The 21,352-nt window shown below is 59.7% G+C and carries 20 protein-coding genes; 9 read left to right on the forward strand and 11 right to left on the reverse strand.

From position 1 onward, the window contains the following. Window positions 1–188: 188 nt before the first annotated feature. The 3 genes from ABDX87_RS27130 to ABDX87_RS27140 all read right to left on the reverse strand — a co-directional run bounded on the left by ABDX87_RS27130 (window position 189) and on the right by ABDX87_RS27140 (window position 2,950). Complete coding sequence (locus tag ABDX87_RS27130; protein WP_074750477.1) at window positions 189–1,775, reverse strand: ABC-F family ATPase; 1,587 nt, start codon at window positions 1,773–1,775, stop codon at window positions 189–191. A 315-nt stretch (window positions 1,776–2,090) separates the two neighbouring features. Next, complete coding sequence (locus ABDX87_RS27135) at window positions 2,091–2,459, reverse strand: NUDIX hydrolase (protein WP_346830665.1); 369 nt, start codon at window positions 2,457–2,459, stop codon at window positions 2,091–2,093. 179 nt (window positions 2,460–2,638) lie between these two features. Next, complete coding sequence (locus ABDX87_RS27140) at window positions 2,639–2,950, reverse strand: hypothetical protein (protein ID WP_346830666.1); 312 nt, start codon at window positions 2,948–2,950, stop codon at window positions 2,639–2,641. A gap of 352 nt (window positions 2,951–3,302) precedes the next feature. Between ABDX87_RS27140 and ABDX87_RS27145 the strand changes: the two genes are divergently transcribed. From ABDX87_RS27145 to ABDX87_RS27180, 8 genes are all read left to right on the forward strand, one after another. Next, window positions 3,303–4,151 carry a transporter substrate-binding domain-containing protein gene (locus tag ABDX87_RS27145; protein ID WP_346830667.1) on the forward strand — a complete coding sequence of 283 codons (849 nt, stop codon included), beginning with the start codon at window positions 3,303–3,305 and terminating at the stop codon, window positions 4,149–4,151. A 71-nt stretch (window positions 4,152–4,222) separates the two neighbouring features. Further along, window positions 4,223–4,885: an amino acid ABC transporter permease gene (locus ABDX87_RS27150; RefSeq protein ID WP_074750485.1), complete on the forward strand. Its 663-nt coding sequence runs from the start codon at window positions 4,223–4,225 to the stop codon at window positions 4,883–4,885. A 12-nt stretch (window positions 4,886–4,897) separates the two neighbouring features. Next, window positions 4,898–5,560, forward strand: a complete 663-nt coding sequence (locus ABDX87_RS27155) for an amino acid ABC transporter permease (RefSeq protein WP_346830668.1) — start codon at window positions 4,898–4,900, stop codon at window positions 5,558–5,560. Beyond that, the gene (locus ABDX87_RS27160) at window positions 5,557–6,348 is read left to right on the forward strand and encodes an amino acid ABC transporter ATP-binding protein (RefSeq protein ID WP_074750489.1); all 792 of its coding nucleotides are present in this window, start codon (window positions 5,557–5,559) and stop codon (window positions 6,346–6,348) included. Before ABDX87_RS27155 ends, ABDX87_RS27160 begins: the two co-directional genes overlap by 4 nt. A gap of 25 nt (window positions 6,349–6,373) precedes the next feature. Further along, window positions 6,374–6,763, forward strand: coding sequence for a RidA family protein (locus ABDX87_RS27165; protein ID WP_346830669.1), 390 nt, complete (start codon window positions 6,374–6,376; stop codon window positions 6,761–6,763). A 235-nt stretch (window positions 6,764–6,998) separates the two neighbouring features. Continuing rightward, window positions 6,999–7,763: an IclR family transcriptional regulator gene (locus ABDX87_RS27170; RefSeq protein WP_346830670.1), complete on the forward strand. Its 765-nt coding sequence runs from the start codon at window positions 6,999–7,001 to the stop codon at window positions 7,761–7,763. 54 nt (window positions 7,764–7,817) lie between these two features. Continuing rightward, a complete protein-coding gene (locus ABDX87_RS27175) occupies window positions 7,818–9,023 on the forward strand; it encodes an amino acid deaminase (protein ID WP_346830671.1) in 1,206 nt (401 codons plus the stop codon). A gap of 11 nt (window positions 9,024–9,034) precedes the next feature. Beyond that, window positions 9,035–9,976, forward strand: coding sequence for a sugar kinase (locus ABDX87_RS27180; protein ID WP_346830672.1), 942 nt, complete (start codon window positions 9,035–9,037; stop codon window positions 9,974–9,976). On the opposite strand, the gene ABDX87_RS27185 is transcribed toward ABDX87_RS27180, so the two are convergent. After that, on the reverse strand, window positions 9,977–10,252 hold the full coding sequence (locus tag ABDX87_RS27185; RefSeq protein WP_081568400.1) for a peptidylprolyl isomerase: 276 nt from the start codon (window positions 10,250–10,252) through the stop codon (window positions 9,977–9,979). A gap of 183 nt (window positions 10,253–10,435) precedes the next feature. Here ABDX87_RS27185 and ABDX87_RS27190 point away from each other — a divergent pair, with 183 nt between their 5' ends. After that, window positions 10,436–11,608: a PilT/PilU family type 4a pilus ATPase gene (locus ABDX87_RS27190; protein WP_346830673.1), complete on the forward strand. Its 1,173-nt coding sequence runs from the start codon at window positions 10,436–10,438 to the stop codon at window positions 11,606–11,608. Between the two features lie 224 nt (window positions 11,609–11,832). Here ABDX87_RS27190 and ABDX87_RS27195 read toward each other — a convergent pair whose 3' ends face one another. The 7 genes from ABDX87_RS27195 to ABDX87_RS27225 form a co-directional block, all read right to left on the reverse strand. After that, on the reverse strand, window positions 11,833–12,603 hold the full coding sequence (locus tag ABDX87_RS27195) for a 3-hydroxybutyrate dehydrogenase (protein WP_346830674.1): 771 nt from the start codon (window positions 12,601–12,603) through the stop codon (window positions 11,833–11,835). Between the two features lie 10 nt (window positions 12,604–12,613). After that, on the reverse strand, window positions 12,614–14,005 hold the full coding sequence (locus ABDX87_RS27200) for a GntP family permease (RefSeq protein ID WP_346830675.1): 1,392 nt from the start codon (window positions 14,003–14,005) through the stop codon (window positions 12,614–12,616). Window positions 14,006–14,279: 274 nt separating this feature from the next. Beyond that, on the reverse strand, window positions 14,280–15,692 hold the full coding sequence (locus tag ABDX87_RS27205) for a sigma-54 interaction domain-containing protein (protein WP_346830676.1): 1,413 nt from the start codon (window positions 15,690–15,692) through the stop codon (window positions 14,280–14,282). A gap of 62 nt (window positions 15,693–15,754) precedes the next feature. Continuing rightward, window positions 15,755–17,338, reverse strand: coding sequence for an ABC transporter ATP-binding protein (locus ABDX87_RS27210; protein ID WP_346830677.1), 1,584 nt, complete (start codon window positions 17,336–17,338; stop codon window positions 15,755–15,757). Window position 17,339: 1 nt separating this feature from the next. Further along, a complete protein-coding gene (locus ABDX87_RS27215) occupies window positions 17,340–18,362 on the reverse strand; it encodes an ABC transporter permease (RefSeq protein ID WP_346830678.1) in 1,023 nt (340 codons plus the stop codon). Further along, on the reverse strand, window positions 18,362–19,426 hold the full coding sequence (locus ABDX87_RS27220; RefSeq protein WP_346830679.1) for a microcin C ABC transporter permease YejB: 1,065 nt from the start codon (window positions 19,424–19,426) through the stop codon (window positions 18,362–18,364). Before ABDX87_RS27220 ends, ABDX87_RS27215 begins: the two co-directional genes overlap by 1 nt. Next, window positions 19,426–21,294: an extracellular solute-binding protein gene (locus tag ABDX87_RS27225; RefSeq protein WP_346830680.1), complete on the reverse strand. Its 1,869-nt coding sequence runs from the start codon at window positions 21,292–21,294 to the stop codon at window positions 19,426–19,428. The genes ABDX87_RS27220 and ABDX87_RS27225 overlap by 1 nt, the downstream gene beginning before the upstream one ends. Between the last annotated feature and the right edge of the window lie 58 nt (window positions 21,295–21,352).

The following is a 21,352-nucleotide window of genomic DNA, read 5'->3' on the forward strand; positions in this document are numbered from 1 at the left end:
GGTGGGAGTGCGTCATCATCGCGCGGGATCAACAGAAATGAAAGCAGGCTAACGATTTAAACCCGTCCTGTGCTTACGATGCCGTTGCGGCTGAACGAGGCATTCACGGGCGTTCGCCGATCCGCTAAGCCGGCGCCCATAAAAAAGCCCCGTCGCATGGACGGGGCTTTCGACAAAAGCGTAGCGGCTTAGAACACCACGCCCTGACTGCGCAGGTAGTCGTCATAGGTGCCGCTGAAGTCGGTCACGCCATTCGGGCTCAGCTCAATGATGCGCGTGGCCAGCGACGAAACGAACTCGCGGTCATGGCTGACGAAGATCAGCGTACCCGGGTAGTTTTCCAGCGCCAGGTTCAGCGCCTCGATCGATTCCATGTCCAGGTGGTTGGTCGGTTCGTCCATGACCAGAACGTTCGGTTTCTGCAGGATCAGCTTGCCGAACAGCATGCGGCCTTGCTCACCACCGGAGATGACCTTCACCGACTTGAGGATTTCGTCGTTGGAGAAGAGCATACGGCCCAGAGTGCCGCGAATGATCTGCTCGCCCTGCGTCCACTGGCCCATCCAGTCGAACAGGCTCACGTCGTCTTCGAAGTCATGGGCATGATCCTGGGCGTAGTAGCCCAGTTCAGCGCTTTCAGTCCACTTCACCGAACCTGCATCCGGGGTCAGTTCGCCCATCAGCGTGCGCAGCAGGGTGGTCTTGCCGATGCCGTTCGGGCCGATGATCGCCACGCGTTCGCCCGCTTCAACCGTGAAGCTGAAGTTTTTGAACAGGGTCTTGCCGTCGAAGCCTTTGGACATGTGCTCGATGGTCACCGCCTGACGGTGCAGCTTTTTGGTCTGCTCGAAGCGGATGAACGGGCTGACGCGGCTCGAAGGCTTGACCTCGGCCAACTGGATCTTGTCGATCTGCTTGGCGCGGGAGGTGGCCTGCTTGGCTTTCGAGGCGTTGGCCGAGAAACGGCTGACGAACGTCTGCAGTTCGGCGATCTGGGCTTTCTTTTTGGCGTTGTCCGACAGCAGTTGCTCGCGCGACTGGGTTGCGGCCGTCATGTACTCGTCGTAGTTACCCGGGAACAGGCGCAGCTCACCGTAATCCAGGTCAGCCATGTGGGTGCACACGCTGTTGAGGAAGTGACGGTCGTGGGAAATGATGATCATGGTGCTGTTACGCGCCGTGAGAATGGTTTCCAGCCAGCGAATCGTGTTGATGTCCAGGTGGTTGGTCGGTTCGTCGAGCAACAGCACTTCAGGATTGGAGAACAACGCCTGAGCGAGCAACACACGAAGCTTCCAGCCCGGCGCGACTTCGGTCATCGGGCCAAAATGCTGTTCCAGGGGAATACCCAGACCCAGCAACAGCTCACCCGCGCGGGATTCAGCGGTGTAGCCGTCCATTTCAGCGAACTCGGTCTCAAGCTCGGCCACGGCCATGCCGTCTTCTTCGCTCATTTCCGGCAGCGAATAAATGCGGTCGCGCTCGGCTTTGACTTTCCACAATTCCTCGTGGCCCATGATCACGGTATCGATCACGGTGAATTCTTCGTAGGCGAACTGATCCTGACGCAATTTACCCAGGCGCACGTTCGGCTCGAGCATGACCTGACCGCCAGACGGCTCCAGATCACCGCCCAGAATCTTCATGAACGTGGATTTGCCACAGCCGTTGGCGCCGATGAGGCCGTAGCGATTGCCGTTGTTGAATTTGACCGAAACGTTCTCGAACAGCGGTTTTGCGCCGAACTGCATCGTGATATTTGCTGTGGAAATCAATTACCTTACCTTTCAATAGCTTGGAAGTGACCAAGCGCCGCTTGGGCGTACATTGGTGAAGCGGATGAGCCGGTGAGCTCGCGCCTGTCACAATCTTCAGTGAATCCGACAGGCAAAAAAACCGCCTCAGCGTCGACCTTGTTCAGGGCGCTGGGCAGCTTGGATGCGGGATTCATGCCGGACAGTGGCGCGCATTGTCGCATAGCTGAGATGACAGATATACGGGGAGGAACGAGGCTGACCCAACGAAATCAGGCTGGCGGTCGTTTCAGGGCACCGGTGTGACGAAAAGCCGCTTTACGAAGAAAACCCGCTTTACGGAATGGCATCGCTCAGGAACGCCTTGATGATTGACTTAACGGAGGGGCTTACCTTCACTTCGCTCAACGCCTTGGCGGTAAACCATTTGCAGTCGGCGATTTCGTTTTTGGGGGCGGGCGTAACGATGAAGGTGACTGAGACTTCAAACACGTGATGCAGGACAGTCGCTGCTTCGAAGCGGGTGACATAGGACAGATCCTCAAGAATCAGGCCCGTCTCTTCACGTAGCTCACGTACGGCCGCTTGAGCGGGTGATTCTCCGGCTTCGACTTTCCCGCCTGGCAGGTTCCAGCGTGCCTTGGGCTTGCGCACGTACAGGATCTCGTTGTCCCGTCGGCAAATCACTGTGGCACGTTCTTTCATCGAGTGTTTCCTCCACCGTACAGCCTGTGAGATGCACCGAGGGTGCGAAGCGTCACGCAGCTGTCATAAAAGCTTCATAAAGTGGTTAGAAGCATTAACGGTGCCAACGTTCCCTGTTTCATCGGCCTGTACGGCCGGTCCTTTAACCTTAGCAGCGCTGCGCCCATGCAGCGTTTCGATCACGGCTTGGTGGGGGCCGCTTTCTTCTGATTTGAATGCGTGCGGTCGGTTTTCGACGGTTGGGTGTGTTTGACCGGAGCCTGCGTGCCGGCTGCTTTTTTATCGGTGCCTGCAGGCTCGGGGTTTGCGGGCTTCTTTTCGTAACCCTGGGCGTCACCGCCATTCCCTCCCGCCGGTGAAGAAGGGTTTACACCGGGCGGTAACGCTGATCCTCCCGCTTCGGCGGCCAGAGCATTGGATGCGAACAGGGCAGTGATGCCGAGGCTCAGAAACCCTGCCACCAGCAGGTGCGACAGTTTGGACGTGCTCATGATGCGTCTCCCGTCTGACTGATTTCTTATCCACGTTTAGGCATCTGTCGCGATGCCAATGTGCTGTCAACGCGACGAACGGGGGGGCGATCATCGCTGGGTGCGCGTTTGTGGCGCGTTACGCACAACGCTGGGGCCTGGGTACACAGCGGTTGTGGGGAACAGTAGCGACTTTTCGTGTCTGCATTAGCCCTCTGATTCCCTCCGTTGATGGCTAGCCCATTGATATTGGGTGCTTTTTCACTGCTGTTCTTGTTCGTCGATTCTGTGGCACACTTTCTGCTGTCTATTCCGTTGTTACATACTCAGTTCCGGTATAGCGGAATAAACACCTTCTTGCGGAGTTCATCACATGCATCGCGGACCTTCTTTTCTGAAAGCTTGTGCGTTTTTATTGGCAGCGACAGCAACGCTGGCGACCACGGTTCAAGCGGCTGACAGTAAGCTCGACAGCGTGTTGCAACGCGGCCATCTGGTGGTGGGCACGGGCAGCACCAACGCTCCGTGGCACTTCCAGGGCGCTGACGGCAAATTGCAGGGTTTCGATATCGACATCGCACGGATCGTTGCCAAGGGTCTGTTCAATGACCCGACGAAGGTCGAGTTTGTGGTGCAGTCGTCCGATGCGCGGATTCCGAACCTGCTGACCGACAAAGTCGACATGAGCTGCCAGTTCATCACCGTTACCGCCAGCCGTGCGCAGCAAGTGGCCTTCACCCTGCCGTACTACCGCGAAGGCGTGGCGCTGCTGCTGCCCGCTAACAGCAAGTACAAGGAAATCGATGACCTCAAAGCCGCTGGTGATGGCGTGACCGTCGCCGTGCTGCAGAACGTTTACGCAGAAGAACTGGTTCACCAGGCGTTGCCCAAAGCCAAAGTCGATCAGTACGACAGCGTCGATCTGATGTACCAGGCGATTAACTCCGGCCGTGCAGACGCGGCGGCCACTGACCAGTCTTCGGTTAAATACCTGATGGTGCAGAACCCTGGGCGTTACCGTTCCCCGGCGTTTGCCTGGAGCCCGCAGACCTACGCTTGCGCTGTGAAACGCGGCGATCAGGACTGGCTGAACTTCGTCAACACCGCGCTGCATGAAGCCATGACCGGCGTGGAATTCCCGACGTACGCCGAATCCTTCAAGAAATGGTTCGGCGTCGAGCTGCCGACTCCGGCCATTGGTTTCCCGATGGAATACAAGTAATCCGGCCCACATGACCGAACTGACGGGGCGGGGAAGGCCGTAGTGTCTTCACGTCCCAGGTACTGCTGACCATGAATTATCAGTTGAACTTTGCAGCCGTCTGGCGGGATTTCCCCAGTCTGCTGGCGGGGCTGGGTCTGGGCCTTGAGCTGGCGCTGATCTCCATCGCCATCGGCTGCGTGATTGGCCTGATGGCGGCGTTTGCGATGCTGTCCCGTTACCGGGCGCTGCGCGTGGTGTCGTCGGTGTACGTCACGGTGGTTCGCAATACGCCGATTCTGGTGTTGATCCTGCTGATCTACTTCGCCTTGCCCAGCTTGGGCATACGTATGGACAAGATTCCCTCGTTCATCGTGACGCTGTCGTTGTACGCAGGAGCCTACCTCACAGAGGTGTTCCGCGCCGGTCTGTTGAGCATTCACAAAGGCCAGCGCGAAGCCGGTCTGGCGATCGGCCTTGGCGAATGGCAGGTACGGGCCTACATCATCGTGCCGGTGATGCTGCGCAACGTGCTGCCGGCGCTCTCGAACAACTTCATCTCGCTGTTCAAGGACACGTCCCTGGCGGCCGCGATTGCTGTGCCGGAACTGACCTATTACGCGCGCAAGATCAACGTCGAAAGCTACCGGGTCATCGAAACCTGGCTGGTGACCACGGCGTTGTATGTCGCAGCCTGTTACCTCATCGCCATGCTTTTGCGCTACCTCGAGCAGCGCTTGGCGATTCGCCGATAGGAGGCCTGGGACATGTACGAACAACCGACCTGGTTGCATGAGTTGTGGATCGCCCGCGAGGCGCTTTGGGCTGGCTTTCTGACCAGCGTGCAGTGCGCCGGCCTGGCGATTATCTGTGGCACCGTCATCGGTGTGTTTGCCGGGTTGATCCTGACCTACGGCAAGTTGTGGGCGCGCCTGCCGTTTCGCTGCTACGTCGACCTGATCCGTGGTACGCCCGTGTTTGTGTTGGTGCTCGCCTGCTTTTATATGGCGCCGGCGCTGGGCTGGCAGATCAGCGCGTTTCAGGCCGGCGCACTGGGCTTGACGCTGTTCTGCGGTTCCCACGTCGCCGAAATCGTGCGCGGTGCCTTGCAGGCCATTCCACGGGGTCAACTGGAGGCGGGCAAGGCCATCGGCCTGACGTTCAGTCAGTCGCTGAGCTACGTGCTGCTGCCACAAGCACTGCGCCAGATCCTGCCGACGTGGGTCAACTCGTCCACCGAGATCGTCAAGGCGTCGACCTTGCTGTCGGTGATCGGCGTGGCCGAGCTGCTGCTCAGCACACAACAGGTGATCGCGCGCAATTTCATGACCCTGCAGTTTTACCTGTTCGCGGGATTTCTCTTCTTCGTCATCAACTACGCCATCGAGCTTCTTGGGCGGCAAATTGAAAAACGGGTGGCCTTGCCATGACACAGACTCAAACCGCGACCGCCGCACCGGCGTTGCTGAGCATCGAAGGGCTGCATAAATCCTACGGCCCGGTCGAGGTCCTCAAGGGCGTGGACCTGAAGATGAACAAGGGCAACGTGGTGACCCTGATCGGTTCAAGTGGCTCAGGCAAAACCACGCTGTTGCGTTGCGTGAACCTGCTGGAAGAGTTCCAGGGCGGGCATATCCGTCTCGAAGGGCAGGACATCGGCTACAGCGACGTCAACGGCAAGCGCGTGCGTCACCCTGAAAAGGTGATCGCGCAGCACCGGGCCATGACCGGCATGGCGTTTCAGCAATTCAACCTGTTTCCGCACCTTACGGCGCTGCAGAACGTGACCCTGGGGTTGCTCAAGGTCAAGAAGCTCCCCAAGGATCAGGCCGTCGCCCTCGCCGAAAAATGGTTGGAGCGTGTCGGTCTGCTGGAGCGGCGTAATCATTACCCCGGCCAGTTGTCCGGCGGGCAACAACAGCGTGTGGCGATTGCCCGCGCCATTGCGATGAACCCCAGCCTCATGCTGTTCGACGAAGTGACCTCGGCCCTCGACCCGGAACTGGTGGGAGAAGTGCTGAGCGTGATCAAAGGCCTGGCAGAAGAGGGCATGACCATGTTGCTGGTCACCCACGAGATGCGCTTTGCCTATGAAGTGTCCGATCAGATCGTCTTCATGAATCAGGGCCGCATCGAAGAGCAGGGGCCTCCCAAGACATTGTTCGAGCAGCCGAAGTCGGCGCGCTTGAGCGAATTCCTCAAGAACATCCGTTTTTAAACGCTCAATCAAAGGAGATTTTTTCATGAGCATTACTCGTTACGGCGCAGGCAGCACCGCAGGTGGCGGCCAGCCACGTCCATTCGCCCGCGCGGTAGAGGCCGACGGTTGGCTGCACGTCTCCGGTCAGGTACCGGCGGAAAACGGCGAGATCATTGTTGGTGGCATCGTTGAACAAACCCACAAGACGATGCAGAACCTGGTCGCGATTCTGACTGAGGCCGGTTATGGCCTCGAAGACGTGGTCCGTGTCGGGGTCTGGCTGGAAGACCCTCGGGATTTCTGGAGCTTCAACAAGGTCTTTGGCGAGTACTTCAAGCCAGAACACGCCCCGGCCCGCGCCTGTGTGCAGGCAAACATGATGGTCGATTGCAAGGTCGAGATCGACTGCATTGCTTACAAGAAGAAGGCGTAACGTCAGCGCGCCGGTCCCGATCACGGCGACGATCGACTGTGGGAGCGAATTTATTCGCGATGAGATAGGCCAGACGACCCATGTGCGTCGGTTTTACAGGCCTCTCGCGAATGAATTCGCCTCCCACAGGTTCGCGGCAGGCAGATGAGCGCAGGTGCAACCAATGAACGGTTGCTCGCTGTAAACTGCCAGCCTTTCTTCTTAAGAGACGCCTCGCTCAATGGAAAGCACCACCATGACCGAAGACACCATCAAGCGCCGGGCCCGTGGTCTGGACCGGGCGTTCGATATTCTTGATTTCCTCAAGGAAAAGGGCACGCCGCTGCGCCCCAATGAGATTGCCAGCGGGATCGGCAGTCCGAAGTCGACGGTGTATGAGTTGGTCAGCTCCCTGCTGGAGCGTCGCATTCTCGAAACCGTGGGCAAGGATGGTCACGTGTACTTGGGGCGTCAGCTGTATTTCCTCGGGCAAGCGCATCTGCGGCATTTCGATTTCACCCGCGAGGCTGAGGTCAGCCTGTGTGAAATCGTCGACCAGACCCGGGAAACCGCGCAGATGTGCCTGCTCAATGGCCGCAAATACACTGTGGCATTGATGAAGGAGGGCGCTCGGCATTTCCGGATTTCCTCCGACATCGGTGAAGACGCGCCGATTCCGTGGACCGCCTCGGGACGTCTGCTGCTCGGGCACCTGAGTGACCAGGAAATCATCGACCTCATCGACCCCGAGGATTACATCCTCCCGGACGGTCAGCGACTGCCGCTGGAGACCTTCCTTGCCGAGATTCGCAAGGCACACGACGAAGGCTTCTTCTCCTTCAACAGCATCGCCGACACCTTCACCCACTGCTTCGCCGCACCGGTGAGGGACAACCAGGGCATCTGTATCGCCACCCTGTGCATCGTCGCCCCTCGGGCCGATGCGACCGCACATTACGACGATTACCGACGGGTACTGATCAACAGCGCCAACAGCCTGGCCCGTCGCGTCAACGACTGACGGGATCGCCGACGACTCGCGATCCTTACCGAACAAGAACGCTGGAGAACAGACATGACGATTGCTTCACTGGAAAAAGGCGCCGCCAACCCGGGCGACCAGCTGGTACGGGATGTGAGCCTGCCCGCGCTGGTCATCCATGACAAGGCGCTGGAACACAACCTGCGCTGGATGCAGAAATTCGTCAGCGACAGCGGCGCGGAACTCGCACCCCACGGCAAGACCAGCATGGTCCCGGCTTTGTTTCAGCGTCAGTTGCAGCACGGCGCCTGGGGCATGACCCTGGCGACCGCCGTGCAGACCCGCGCCGCTTACGCGCACGGCGTTCGCCGCGTGTTGATGGCCAACCAGTTGGTCGGTGCCCCGAACATGGCGATCATTGCCGACATGCTCACTGATTCAATGTTCGACCTCCATTGCATGGTCGACCACCCGGACAACGTCCAGGCATTGGGCGAGTTCTTCGCGCAGAAGGGCCTGCACCTGAACGTGATGATCGAGTACGGCGTGGTTGGCGGCCGTTGCGGTTGCCGCAGCGAAGAAGAAGTCATGGCCCTCGCGGACGCCATCGCCGCACAGCCTGCGTTGAAGCTGACCGGCATCGAAGGCTATGAAGGGGTGATTCATGGCGATCAGGCCGTCAGTGGCATTCGCCAGTTCGCGGCGTCGCTGGTGCGCCTGGCCGTGACCCTGCAAGACAAAGGCGCGTTTGCGCTGGACCGTCCGATCGTGACCGCGTCGGGTTCGGCCTGGTACGACCTGATCGCCGAAGAGTTCGACAAGCAACAGGTACGCGACCGCTTTCTCAGCGTCCTGCGCCCTGGCAGCTATGTGGTGCATGACCACGGCATCTACAAAGAAGCGCAGTGCTGCGTGCTGGACCGTCGCCATGACCTGAGCGAAGGGTTGCAGCCGGCCATGGAAGTGTGGGCCCACGTGCAGTCGATGCCGGAGCCGGGATTTGCCGTGATTGCGCTGGGCAAGCGTGATGTGGCGTTCGATGCCGGGATGCCAAGCCCCCTCAAACGCTACAAGGCAGGCGTGGTGCCTGCCGAAGGCGATGACGTGAGGGCCTGCAAAGTGACTGCCGTGATGGACCAGCATGCGTTCATGACGGTTGCCCCTGGCGTTGAGCTGAAGGTTGGCGACATCATTTCCTTCGGGACGTCGCACCCTTGCCTGACGTTCGACAAGTGGCGAATGGGTTGCCTGGTGGACGACGACCTGAGCGTCATCGAATCCTTCGATACCTGCTTCTGACGGAGCCTGCGATGAGCGAAATGGTCAGTCACAGTCACCCGCGCGTTGCCTTGATCGGCGAATGCATGATCGAGCTGCAGCAGCATGCCAACGGCACGCTCAAGCAAAGTTTTGGTGGCGACACGCTAAACACTGCCGTGTACCTGTCGCGCCTGCTGGGTTCAGCGGCGCACGTGGATTACGTCACCGCCCTGGGTGACGACAGCTTCAGCGATGCCATGTGCGCGATCTGGGCGGAAGAGGACATCGGTCTGAGCCGGGTGCAGCGGCTGCCGGGGCGTTTGCCCGGGCTGTATTGCATCCAGACCGATGCCAACGGCGAGCGCCGCTTTCTCTACTGGCGTAACGAAGCGGCCGTGCGTGAGTGCTTCACCACGCCGGCTGCCGATCCCATCCTTGCGGCGTTGCCGGAATACGATGTGCTGTATTTCAGCGGTATCACGCTGGCGGTGTTGGGCGAGGTCGGGCGCGCGCGGCTGTTATCGACCTTGGGCGACGCCCGGGATCGCGGCGCTCGCGTGGTCTTCGACAACAACTACCGGCCGCGGCTGTGGCGCAGTGTCGATCAGGCGCGCCAGGCGTATCGCGCGGTCATGCACGAAGTCGACCTTGCGCTGCTGACCGAGGAAGACGAGCAGGCGTTGTTCGATTACACCGACAGTGAAGCGATCATGAGCGCTTACCGCGACATGGGTGTCAGTGAGGTGGTGATCAAACGGGGTGCGCAAAGCTGTCTGGTGCGCGCGGACAACCGTCGTTACGAGGTGCCCGCGCATCCGGTGCAACACGTCATCGACACCACCGCAGCAGGCGACTCCTTCAGTGCCGGGTATCTGGCCCGGCGTCTGCGTGGAGGCAGCCCGCAGGAAGCGGCGGAAGCCGGGCACCGTCTGGCGAGTCTGGTCATTCAGCATCCGGGCGCGTTGATTCCGCGCAGTGTGATGCCGGCTTGATCAATCCCGGTAAAACACCTGCACCAGGTGATAACCGAACTTGCTCTTCACCGGCCCATGCACGGTACGCAGCGGCTTTTTGAAAATGATCTGGTCGATCGCTCCGACCATCTGGCCGGGGCGAACTTCACCCAGGTCACCGCCGCGCTTGCCGGACGGGCAGGTGGAATACTTCTTCGCCAGCACATCGAAGGCTTCGCCCTTGGCGATTCGTTGCTTGAGCTGCTCGGCTTCTTCAGCCGTCTTGACCAGAATATGGCGGGCTTGAGCTTTCATGATGAAATCGCCTCGATAAAAAAGCCGCGCATTATGCCTTTACGGCACGAATTCAGGTAATTTCCTTCACCTTGGTCGGACGAGCGTACGCCAACCTTCGGCGAACGTTGGTATGGGTCGATGGTCGCATTTAAACAGTGTTGACCTGCTGTCTTCTTAAAACCTTTCTGTGCGGTGTGACTTATGGATTTCCCGGCGTTGTTGAAGGTTCTTGCCACCCAAGACGGATCGGATCTTTACCTCTCCACCGGAGCGCCGCCGTGCGCCAAGTTCAACGGCGTGCTCAAGCCGTTGGGCACCGAGGCGCTGAAGCCCGGCGATGTGGCGCTGATCGCCGACGGCATCATGGACGCCGAACAGCGCCTGGACTTCGAGCGTGAGCTTGAGATGAACCTGGCGTTTTCGTTGTCGGGAATCGGCCGTTTCCGGATCAACATCTTCAAGCAGCGCAACGAAGTGTCCATCGTCGCGCGCAACATCAAACTCGATATCCCGAAATTCGAAGACCTGCACCTGCCGCCGGTCTTGCTCGATGTGGTCATGGAAAAGCACGGCCTGGTGCTGTTCGTCGGTGCCACCGGCTCCGGCAAATCAACGTCTCTAGCCGCGTTGATCGACCACCGTAACCGCCATGCGAGTGGGCATATCATCACCATCGAAGACCCGGTGGAGTTCATTCACAAGCACAAGAAATCGATCATCAATCAGCGCGAAGTGGGGGTCGACACCCGCAGTTTTCACGCGGCATTGAAAAACACCCTGCGTCAGGCACCGGACGTGATTCTGATCGGGGAGATCCGTGATCGCGAAACCATGGAGCACGCGCTGGCGTTCGCCGACACCGGCCATCTGGCAATCTCGACGCTGCACGCCAACAATGCCAACCAGGCGCTGGACCGCATCATCAATTTCTTTCCCGAGGACCGCCGTCCGCAGTTGCTTCACGACCTGGGTAACAACCTCAAGGCGTTCGTCTCGCAGCGTCTGGTCAAAACCAAGGACGGCAAGCGCAGAGCGGCAGTGGAAGTGATGCTAGGGACGCCCACCATTCGCGACCTGATCCACCGCAACGAGCTGACCGAGCTTAAGGGCATCATGGAAAAGTCGACGAATCTGGGGATGCAGACGTTCGATAACGCGTTGTACGACCTGGCAGTCGAAGGCGCGATCACGGAGGACGAGGCGCTGAAAAATGCCGACTCGGCGAACAACGTGCGGCTGCGTTTGAAGCTTCACAACGAAGGTGGCGCCACTCATATCACCACACCGCCCCCGGCGCCGCAGCCTGCCGCGCAGGTGGACGTGAAGGATTGGGGGCTGGTGGATGAGCGGGACGAGCCGGGTTTTCAGGGCTGAGACTGGATATTTTCTGTAGGCGAGTGGCTTGTCCCGCGATCGGGGGAACTCGTCTTAAACCCTGAGCACAGGGTATGCCTGCACACTGGATCTGCCGAACTGGCTGGCGCTTCCGGATGCGGCGGCCCGGAGACAAGCCACGCTCCTACCATGCTGCTTACAGTGACTCACCTCCAGCCTTGGCCAGCAGGCCGGCGCCTACAAGGACGGCATCGACCTCAGGTTTACCGCGCCAGCCAACCACCATCGATGTTCCACGCCGCGCCGCGCACCTGTGCTCCGGCCTCGCTGCACAGGAACAACGTCAACTCGCCCAGTTGCGAGGGCGTGACGAACTCCAGTGACGGTTGCTTCTCGGCCAACAAGTCATGTTTGGCTTGCTCGATGTCGCCGGTTTCGGCGCCACGATCGTCGATCTGCTTCTGAACCAGTGGGGTGAGCACCCAACCCGGACAGATCGCATTGCAGGTGACCTGGGTGGTGGCGGTTTCCAGGCCGACCACCTTGGTCAGGCCGATGACGCCATGCTTGGCCGCGACATAGGCGGCCTTGCCTGTAGAGCCCACCAGACCGTGAACCGACGCGATATTCACGATCCGGCCCCAGCCTTTGGCTTTCATGCCCGGCAGCGCCAGGCGGGTGCTGTGGAACACCGAGGACAGGTTGATCGCAATGATCTTGTCCCAGCTCTCGACCGGGAAGTCTTCCACGGCATCGACGTGCTGGATACCGGCGTTGTTGACCAGAATATCCACGCCGCCGAATTCACGCTCGGCGTAGGCGATCATGTCGGCGATCTGCGCCACGTCGCTGACGTCCGCCGGGTGATGTCCGACCTTGCCGCCGTACTGCTTGACCTGCTCGATCACGGCCGACGCATCGCCAAAGCCGTTCAGCACAAGGTTCGCTCCGGCTTTGGCAAGGGTCAGCGCGATCCCCAGACCGATGCCGCTGGTGGAGCCGGTAACCAGTGCGGTTTTACCTTGCAGACTCATGTTCGATTCCTCATACGATACCGGTTGCATAGAAAGTGGCGATCACCACGAAGACCGCCAGGGTCTTGATGATGGTAATCCCGAAAATGTCCTTGTAAGCCTCGCGGTGCGTCAGCCCTGTTACGGCGAGCAGCGTGATGACCGCGCCGTTGTGCGGCAGGGTGTCCATGCCGCCACTGGCCATGGCGGCGACCCGGTGCAGGACTTCCAATGGAATGTTGGCGGCGTGCGCAGCAGCAATGAAACTGTCGGACATCGCAGCCAGCGCGATACTCATGCCGCCCGACGCCGAGCCGGTAATGCCGGCGAGCAAGGTCACGGTGATCGCTTCGTTGACCAACGGATTGGGGATGGCCTTGAGCCCGTCGGCCAGGACCAGAAAGCCCGGCAGGGAAGCGATGACCGCACCGAAGCCGTATTCCGACGCCGTGTTCATGGCCGCCAGCAGCGCGCCGCTCACCGCGCCTTTGCTGCCCTCAGCCAGCTTCGACTTCACGGCACCAAAGGCGAACAGCAGCACAAAGACGATCCCCACGAGCAAGGCGGCTTCCACGGCCCATATCGCGGTGATTTTGGAAATTTCGGTCTGAACGGGTGTCGCCATCCCGGGCAGCGCCAGCGTATGCGTCTTGCCGTACCACTGCGGAATCCACTGGGTGAACAGCAGGTTCATCACACCGACCAACAGCAGCGGCGCCAGCGCGACCCAGGGGTTGGGCAATTTGATGTCGGCGGCGGTTTCCGGCTCATTGCGCAACTCGGTGCCGTAGCCTTCGCCTGCGCGTTGTGCCTTGTTGCGCTGACGCTGCAGGAACAGCATGCCGGCGCAGAACACGAATACAGTGCCGATCAAGCCCAGCCACGGCGCTGCCCAGGCGGTGGTGTTGAAGAAGGTCGACGGGATGATGTTTTGAATCTGTGGCGTGCCGGGCAGGGCGTCCATGGTGAACGAGAAGGCGCCCAGCGCGATGGTCGCCGGGATCAGGCGTTTGGGAATGTTGCTCTGGCGGAACATTTCCGCGGCGAACGGATAGACCGCGAATACCACCACGAACAGCGAGACGCCGCCATAGGTGAGCAGGGCGCAGACGAGCACGATCACCAGCATGGCCTGGCGCGTGCCGAGCAGACGAATGGCCGCCGCCACGATGCAGCGAGAGAACCCCGACAGTTCGATCAGCTTGCCGAAGACGGCGCCGAGCAGGAAAACCGGAAAATAGAGTTTGACGAAGCCGACCATCTTGTCCATGAACACGCCGGTGAAGGCGGGGGCCACAGCCGATGGATCGGTCAATAACACAGCGCCAAGCGCCGCGATGGGGGCAAAAAGGATAACGCTGTAACCACGGTATGCAGCAAGCATCAGCAGCGCGAGGGCTGCCAGAGCGATGATCACACTCATCGAGTGTCTCCTGTTGTTTTTGTTATGACTGCGGTCCAGCCGCATACGGGAGGTATAGCTACTTTCGTGCCATTACGCTAAGTGATTGATTTGTATCATTTTTTATCATGACGCGATTACGCAATAGCCAATGATGTCTCTGATGAGAGACTTTTGCCCTTGCAAGCGTAGCGATCCTGCTCGTTAGCGCCAACAAATCAGCCGGCGATGCCTTGCCCCGTCGGTGTTTTGAGAATGTTCATGGAAAATCCCGACTCAGAGACACAACGTCTCATTACTGAGACTCGGCGATCCCCAGCGCGGCCATTTTCTTGTACAGGGTCGAGCGTCCCAGCCCCAGTTGGCGCGCAGCGAGGATCACATTGCCTCGGCACTGCGCCAGTTTTGCCTGAATCAACTCGCGATCGAAGCGCTCGCGGGCCTCGCTGTACGTCTCATCGGGCACTGGCGCAGGCGACTCTTTGACGCCTTCAATCGGCACCATCGTGCCGATGGCGGCGCGAATCTCGTCCGCGCCGAGCTGCAAATCGTCGCTGAGCAAGGCAGCGCGTTCCAGCACATTGCGCAACTCCCGGATGTTGCCCGGCCACGCGTGCTTGCCCAGCATCGCCATGGCGCTGGGTTGCAACTCATGCTGACTGCGCAGTTCTTCCAGGATCGCCTCGCTCAGCGCCGCGAGATCGTCCAGACGTTCGCGCAATGGCGGCACTGCGATGGGCAGCACGCTGAGGCGGTAGTACAGGTCCGCACGAAACTCCCCACGCTTGATCGCGGCTTCCAGATCCGTCGACGTCGCGGCAATCAGGCGCACGTCGCTCTTGATCATTTCGTTGGAGCCGACGGGCTCGTATTCCTTTTCCTGCAGCACCCGCAACAATTTGCTCTGCAAGGGCAGGGGCATGTCGCCGATTTCGTCCAGAAACAGCGTCCCGCCTTCGGCCAGATAGAGTTTGCCCTGCCGTCCACGCCGGTCTGCGCCGGTAAATGCGCCGGGCGCGGTGCCGAAGAATTCGGCTTCCAGCAGCGTTTCGGGAATCGCCGCGCTGTTGATGCTCACGAACGGCTTGTGGGCGCGGGGCGATGTGTTGTGGATCGCGTGGGCGAGCAATTCCTTGCCTGTACCGGTTTCGCCCAACAGCAGCACGGGGGAATCGGTGCTGGCGCTGCGTCGCGCGCGACGCTTGACCTCAAGGCTCGCTGCGCTGTTGCCGATGAAGTGCGCAAAACTGTATTTGGCCTGCCGGGCGCGCAGCAGCGAGCGCGTCGAGGCCAATTCCTGCTGCATACTCAGGTAACGTTTGAGCAACGGCGACAGCGCATGCAGTTCATCGAAGAGGGCAAAGCCGATCGCGCCGATCACGCCACCGACATCGTCATGAATCGGCAAACGCATGACCACCAGCGGGTCTTTGGCGGTGTCCATCATGTCCAGCAAGATAGGTTGGCCGTTACTGGCGACTTGTCGCAGCAGGCTGCCCGGGATCACTTTTTCGCATGGCTGGCCCACCGCCCGACTGGCGTCTTCCAAACCGAAGCGCCTTGCATAGCGCTCGTTGATCCAGACAATCCGCGCTTCCTTGTCCACGATCACAGTACCTTCACTGGACTGCTCGATGATTTCGAACAACGAACGAATGGCGAGCCGCCGTACGCGTCGGTAATCCTTGAGGCTGTCACTGTCTTTCATGCACTGTTCCGTCGTTTCCGTCCCCGGCATCTGGCCGCTCAGACTGCTGGTGATTGCTCTTTTCAGTTGAACCCCGGATGCGCTGCCGCCAGCAGTTCCTTGGTGTAGGGATGCTGAGGCGCGTCAAAAACATCGTGGCTGGCGCCTCGTTCGACGACTTTGCCGTCCTTGACGACGATCAGGTCGTGGGCGAGCGCCCGCACGACCGCCAGATCATGGCTGATGAACAGATAGGTCAGGCCATGCTTCTCCTGCAATTGACGCAACAGCGCCACCACCTGTTTCTGCACGGTACGATCCAGCGCAGACGTTGGTTCGTCGAGCAAAATCAAGGCAGGTTTGAGAACAAGCGCGCGAGCGATGGCGATACGTTGCCGTTGCCCGCCGGAAAACTCATGGGGATACCGATGTCGGCTCAACGGATCGATACCGACTTCCTCCAGCACACGAATCACTTCGGCCTCACAGCAAACCTTGTCCAGTTCGCTGTGGACTTCCAGGCCCTCGCTGATGATCTGCGCCACCGACATGCGAGGACTGAGGCTGCCGTAAGGGTCCTGGAAAACCACTTGCATCTGCTTGCGCCATGGCCGCATCTGCTTCTGGTTCAGGGTGTCCAGCGCGTGACCCTTGAAGCGGATACTGCCACGGGATTCCAGCAAGCGCAGGATGGCCTGACCAAGTGTCGATTTTCCTGATCCTGACTCGCCGACGATGCCCAGGGTCTTGCCGCGCTCGATGCTCAGACTGACGTCGTCGACCGCCTTCAGGTATTCGTGGTGGCGATTGAAGATGCCGCCGCCCAGTGAGAACCAGACACGCAGGTTATCCACTTCAAGTACTTTCTCACGCGTGTCGCGAGGCAGCGGCTCGCCCGCAGGTTCCGCGTCCAGCAACAACCGGCTGTAAGGATGCTGAGGGTTCTTGAACAGCAGATGGCAGTTGGATTGCTCGACGATTTCGCCTGCACGCATCACGCAGACCTTCTGGGCGATGCTATGAACCAGGTTGAGGTCATGACTGATCAGTAAAAGCGACATGTTAAGACGTTGTTGCAACTCCTTGAGCAGCAACAGAATCTTCCGCTGAACCGTCACGTCCAGAGCGGTGGTGGGTTCATCGGCAATCAGCAGTTCCGGCTCGCACGCGAGCGCCATGGCGATCATCACCCGTTGCCGTTGACCGCCGGACAGCTCGTGTGGATAGGCTTTTAGCCGCTTCTTGGGATGCTGGATGCCCACCAGTTCAAGCAGCTCCAGGATGCGAACCTTGGCCTCTCTACCGGTCAGCCCTTTGTGCAGCAGAAGCGTTTCGCCGATCTGTTTGGCGACAGTGTGCAGCGGGTTCAGCGAGGTCATCGGTTCTTGAAAGATCATCGCGATCTGGTTGCCGCGTATGCGTCGCATCGTTTTACCGTCTGCGCCCAGCAGTTCCTGACCGCGATAGGTGATGCTGCCCGTGCTGACCGTGCCGGCTTGGGGCAGCAGTTGCAGGATCGAGTGCGCGGTCACGGACTTGCCAGACCCGGACTCGCCGACCAGCGCCAGGCACTCGCCTGCAGGAATGTCCAGACTGAGGTTTTTAACCACAGCATTTCCATTAAAAGACACCGACAAGTCTCGGATTTCAATCAGGTTTTCAGACATGTCAGGACCTCGGGTCGAAGGCGTCGCGCAGCGCCTCGCCAATGAACACCAGCAACGACAGAATCAGCGCCAGGGTGAAGAAGGCGGTAAAGCCGAGCCAGGGCGCTTGAAGGTTTTGTTTGCCCTGACCAATCAATTCGCCCAGCGATGCGCTGCCTGCCGGCATGCCAAACCCCAGGAAGTCGAGGGCAGTCAGGGTCGAAATCGCACCGGTCAGAATGAACGGCAGGTAGCTCAGCGTCGCGTTCATGGCATTGGGCAGGATGTGCCGCATGATCACCTTGCGGTCATCCAGCCCCAGAGCGCGCGCCGCCTTCACGTATTCAAGGTTGCGTCCGCGCAGGAATTCGGCACGCACCACGTCCACCAGGGCGAGCCACGAAAACAGCGCCATGATCCCCAGCAGCCACCAGAAATTAGGCTCGACGAACCCCGAGAGAATGATCAGCAGGTACAGCACCGGCAACCCCGACCAGACTTCCAGCAGTCGCTGGCCGAGCAGGTCGACCCAACCGCCGTAATAGCCCTGCAAAGCGCCAGCGGCGATGCCGATCAAGGCACTGATGACGGTCAGTGCCAACGCGAACAGGATCGACACCCGTGAACCGAAAATGACCCGCGCCAGTACGTCCCGTGCCTGATCGTCGGTGCCCAGCCAGTTGATGGCGGAGGGCGGACTCGGAGCAGGTTTGTTCAGGTCATAGTTCGGTGTGTCATCGCTGAACGGGATCGGCGGAAACAGCATCCAGCCGTCGCCCTTGCTGATCAGTTGCCGTACGTAGTCACTGCGATAGTCCGGCTGGAAAGGCAACTGACCGCCAAACTCCTGTTCGGTGTAGCGTTTGAATGCAGGAAAGTACAAGGAGTGTTGATAGCTGAGCACCAACGGTTTGTCGTTGGCAATCAGCTCGCCGCACAGGCTGATGAGGAAGAGGCCGCAAAACAGCCACAGGGACCACCAGCCTCGGCGGTTATTGCGAAAGCGCTCGAAACGTCGGCGAGCCACCGGAGACAGTCTGCGCATCAAGCATTCCTCGCGCTGAAGTCGATTCGGGGGTCGACCAGGGTGTAGCAGATGTCCCCGACCAGTTTTATCAGCAGTCCGAACAGGGTGAAAATAAACAGGGAGCCAAACACCACCGGGTAATCCCTGGACACCGCAGCCTCGTAGCTCATGCGGCCCAGCCCGTCGAGGGAGAAGATCACCTCGATCATCAACGATCCGGCGAAAAACACGCTAATGAACGCCTGGGGAATGCCCGCTACGACCAGCAGCATGGCGTTCCGGAACACATGTCCGTACAGCACCCGCCGTTCGCTGAGGCCTTTGGCCCGCGCGGTGACCACATACTGGCGCGTGACTTCGTTGAGAAAGGAGTTCTTGGTCAGAATGGTCAGCGTCGCAAAACCGCCGATGACCAGCGACATCACCGGTAATACCAGGTGCCAGAAGTAGTCGGCGATCTTGCCCAGCGTCGTCATCTGATCGAAATTCTCAGACACCAGGCCCCGCACCGGGAACCAGCTCAGCGACGTGCCGCCGGCGAATACCACCACCAGCAACATGGCGAACAGGAACGCAGGCATGGCGTAGCCGATGATGATCGCCGTGCTGCTCCAGATATCAAAATGACTGCCGTGCTTGACGGCTTTTCGAATCCCCAGCGGGATCGACACCAGGTAGGTGATCAACGTCGCCCATAGGCCAAGGGAAATGGACACGGGCATTTTCTGCAGTATCAGGTCGGTGACCTTGGCGCCGCGGAAAAAGCTGTTGCCGAAGTCCAGTTGGGCGTAGCTCTTCAGCATCAGCCACAAGCGCTCATGCAGCGGCTTGTCGAAGCCGTACTGGTGTTCGATTTCCTTGATCAGTTTCGGGTCCAGGCCTCGGCTGGCACGAGATTGCCCTGCGTTCATGGTTTCGGTGTGTCCGGCGCCGATCGTGCCACCCGCCACACCTTGCAGCTTGGCGATGGCCTGCTCGACCGGGCCGCCCGGCGCCGCCTGCACAATAAAGAAGTTCACCAGCAAAATGGCCAACAGGGTGGGGATGATCAGCAGCAGGCGCCTCATCAGGTAGCCGAGCATTATTTGACCTCCGAAGGGATGGCCGACGCGCCCCGTTGCTGGGCGAATTGTTCGTTGGTCAGGGCTTGTGGGCTGATTTCCCACCAAGTGTCGATGGCTTCACTGTTGCTCGCCTGCACCTTAGGAATACCGAAGCGGTTCCACCAGACGGTCGAGGAGCCTGGCGGGTAATAGTTGGGAATCCAGTAAAAGCCCCATTGCAGCACGCGATCCAGCGCATGGGCGTAGTCGATCATCGCAGGCTTGTTGTCAGCCTTGGCCAGGCCGGTAATCAGCGAGTCGACGGCGGGGTCGCGCAGCACCATGTAATTGCTGGAGCCAGAGTCTTTCGCCACTTTGGAGCCGAAATTGTTGTACAACTCCATGCCGGGGGAGGTGGACACCCCGTACCCGGTCACGATCATGTCGTAGTCCCGCGCCATGACGCGGTTCAGGTATTGCGCCGAGTCGATCCGGCGGATTTCAAAGTCGATGCCGATCTGCGCGAGGTTGCGCTTGTACGGCAGCAGAATCTTTTCGAACCCGCTCTGACCATTGAGGAACGTGAAGCTCAAGGGTTCTCCGGCGGCGTTGACCAGCTTGTCGCCCTTGGGCATCCAGCCGGCTTCCTCCAGCAACGCCAGCGCTTGCAGCTGTTTGTCGCGAATGAACCCGGTGCCGTCCGTCTTGGGCGTATGGAACACAGTGGTGAACACTTCTGGCGGCACCTGACCGCGCAGGGGTTCGAGAATCTTGAGCTCGGATTCGGTGGGTAGCTCGGTGGCCGCCAGGTCGCTGTTCGAGAAGTAGCTGTTCTGGCGAACGTAGACGTTGCGCATCATCTGCTTGTTCGTCCACTCGAAGTCCCAGAGCATGGCCAGCGCCTGACGCACGCGGCGGTCCTGAAACTTCGGGCGGTCCAGGTTGAACACAAAGCCTTGAGAGCTTTGCACCGAGCCTTTCGCCAGATGAGCGCGCTGCAGACGGCCTTCGGCCAAGGCATCGCCATCGTAACCAATGGAATAACCGGTGGCGGAGTATTCACGGTTGTAGTCGTAACCACCGCCGCGCACAACCTGCCGCGCAACGTCGGTGTCGCCGAAGTATTCGACTTTGAAATGATCGAAGTTGTACATGCCGCGGTTGACCGGCAAATCTTTCGCCCACCAGTCGGCGTTGCGCTCGAACGTGATGCTGCGGCCTGGGTCGACCTGACCGATCCGGTAAGGACCGCTGCCGACAGGGGCCTCGAAGCCGCCGCCGTTGGCGAAGTCGCGGTCTTTCCACCAGTGCTCCGGGAAGACCGGGAGCGACGCGAGGTCCAGCGGCAGAGTGCGGCTCTCGTTGCTCTTGAAGTCAAAGCGGATTTGCGTGGGGGACTCGACCTCAACGCCTTGCACGTCGCCGAACTCGGTGCGATACGACAGGCTGCCTTGGGTCATGAGCAGGTTATAGGTGAAACGTACGTCTTCGGCGGTGATGGGCGTGCCATCTGCAAAGCGCGCCTTGGGGTTCAGGTAGAACCGCAGCGACATGCCGTCAGCGGCGCGCTCCATCTTTTCAGCGATCAGGCCGTACACCGTATAAGGCTCATCCAGCGATTTGACGGCCAGAGGGGAATAGAGCAGGCCGTTGACCTGCGACACGCCAGTGCCTTTGTCCAGATACGGCATGATGTGGTCGAACTGACCGATTTCCTGCGCCGAGCGACGCATGCTGCCGCCTTTTGGGGCGTCGGCGTTCACGTAATCGAAATGCTGGAAGTTGGCCGGATAGCGAGGGGCCTCGCCATAAACGGTCAATGCGTGTTGAGGGGCGGCGGACAGGGCTTGAAAACCTGAAACAAGGACCAGCGTTGCTACCATCAGCGATGAAAAAACAAAACGCATTACACGAATCCTGACTGATGTCGTGGCACAACATCAGGGTTGAAGGTCATGAGCAGGC

Origin of the sequence: Pseudomonas abietaniphila, assembly GCF_039697315.1 — a bacterium.
GTDB classification, from domain to species: domain Bacteria; phylum Pseudomonadota; class Gammaproteobacteria; order Pseudomonadales; family Pseudomonadaceae; genus Aquipseudomonas; species Aquipseudomonas abietaniphila_B.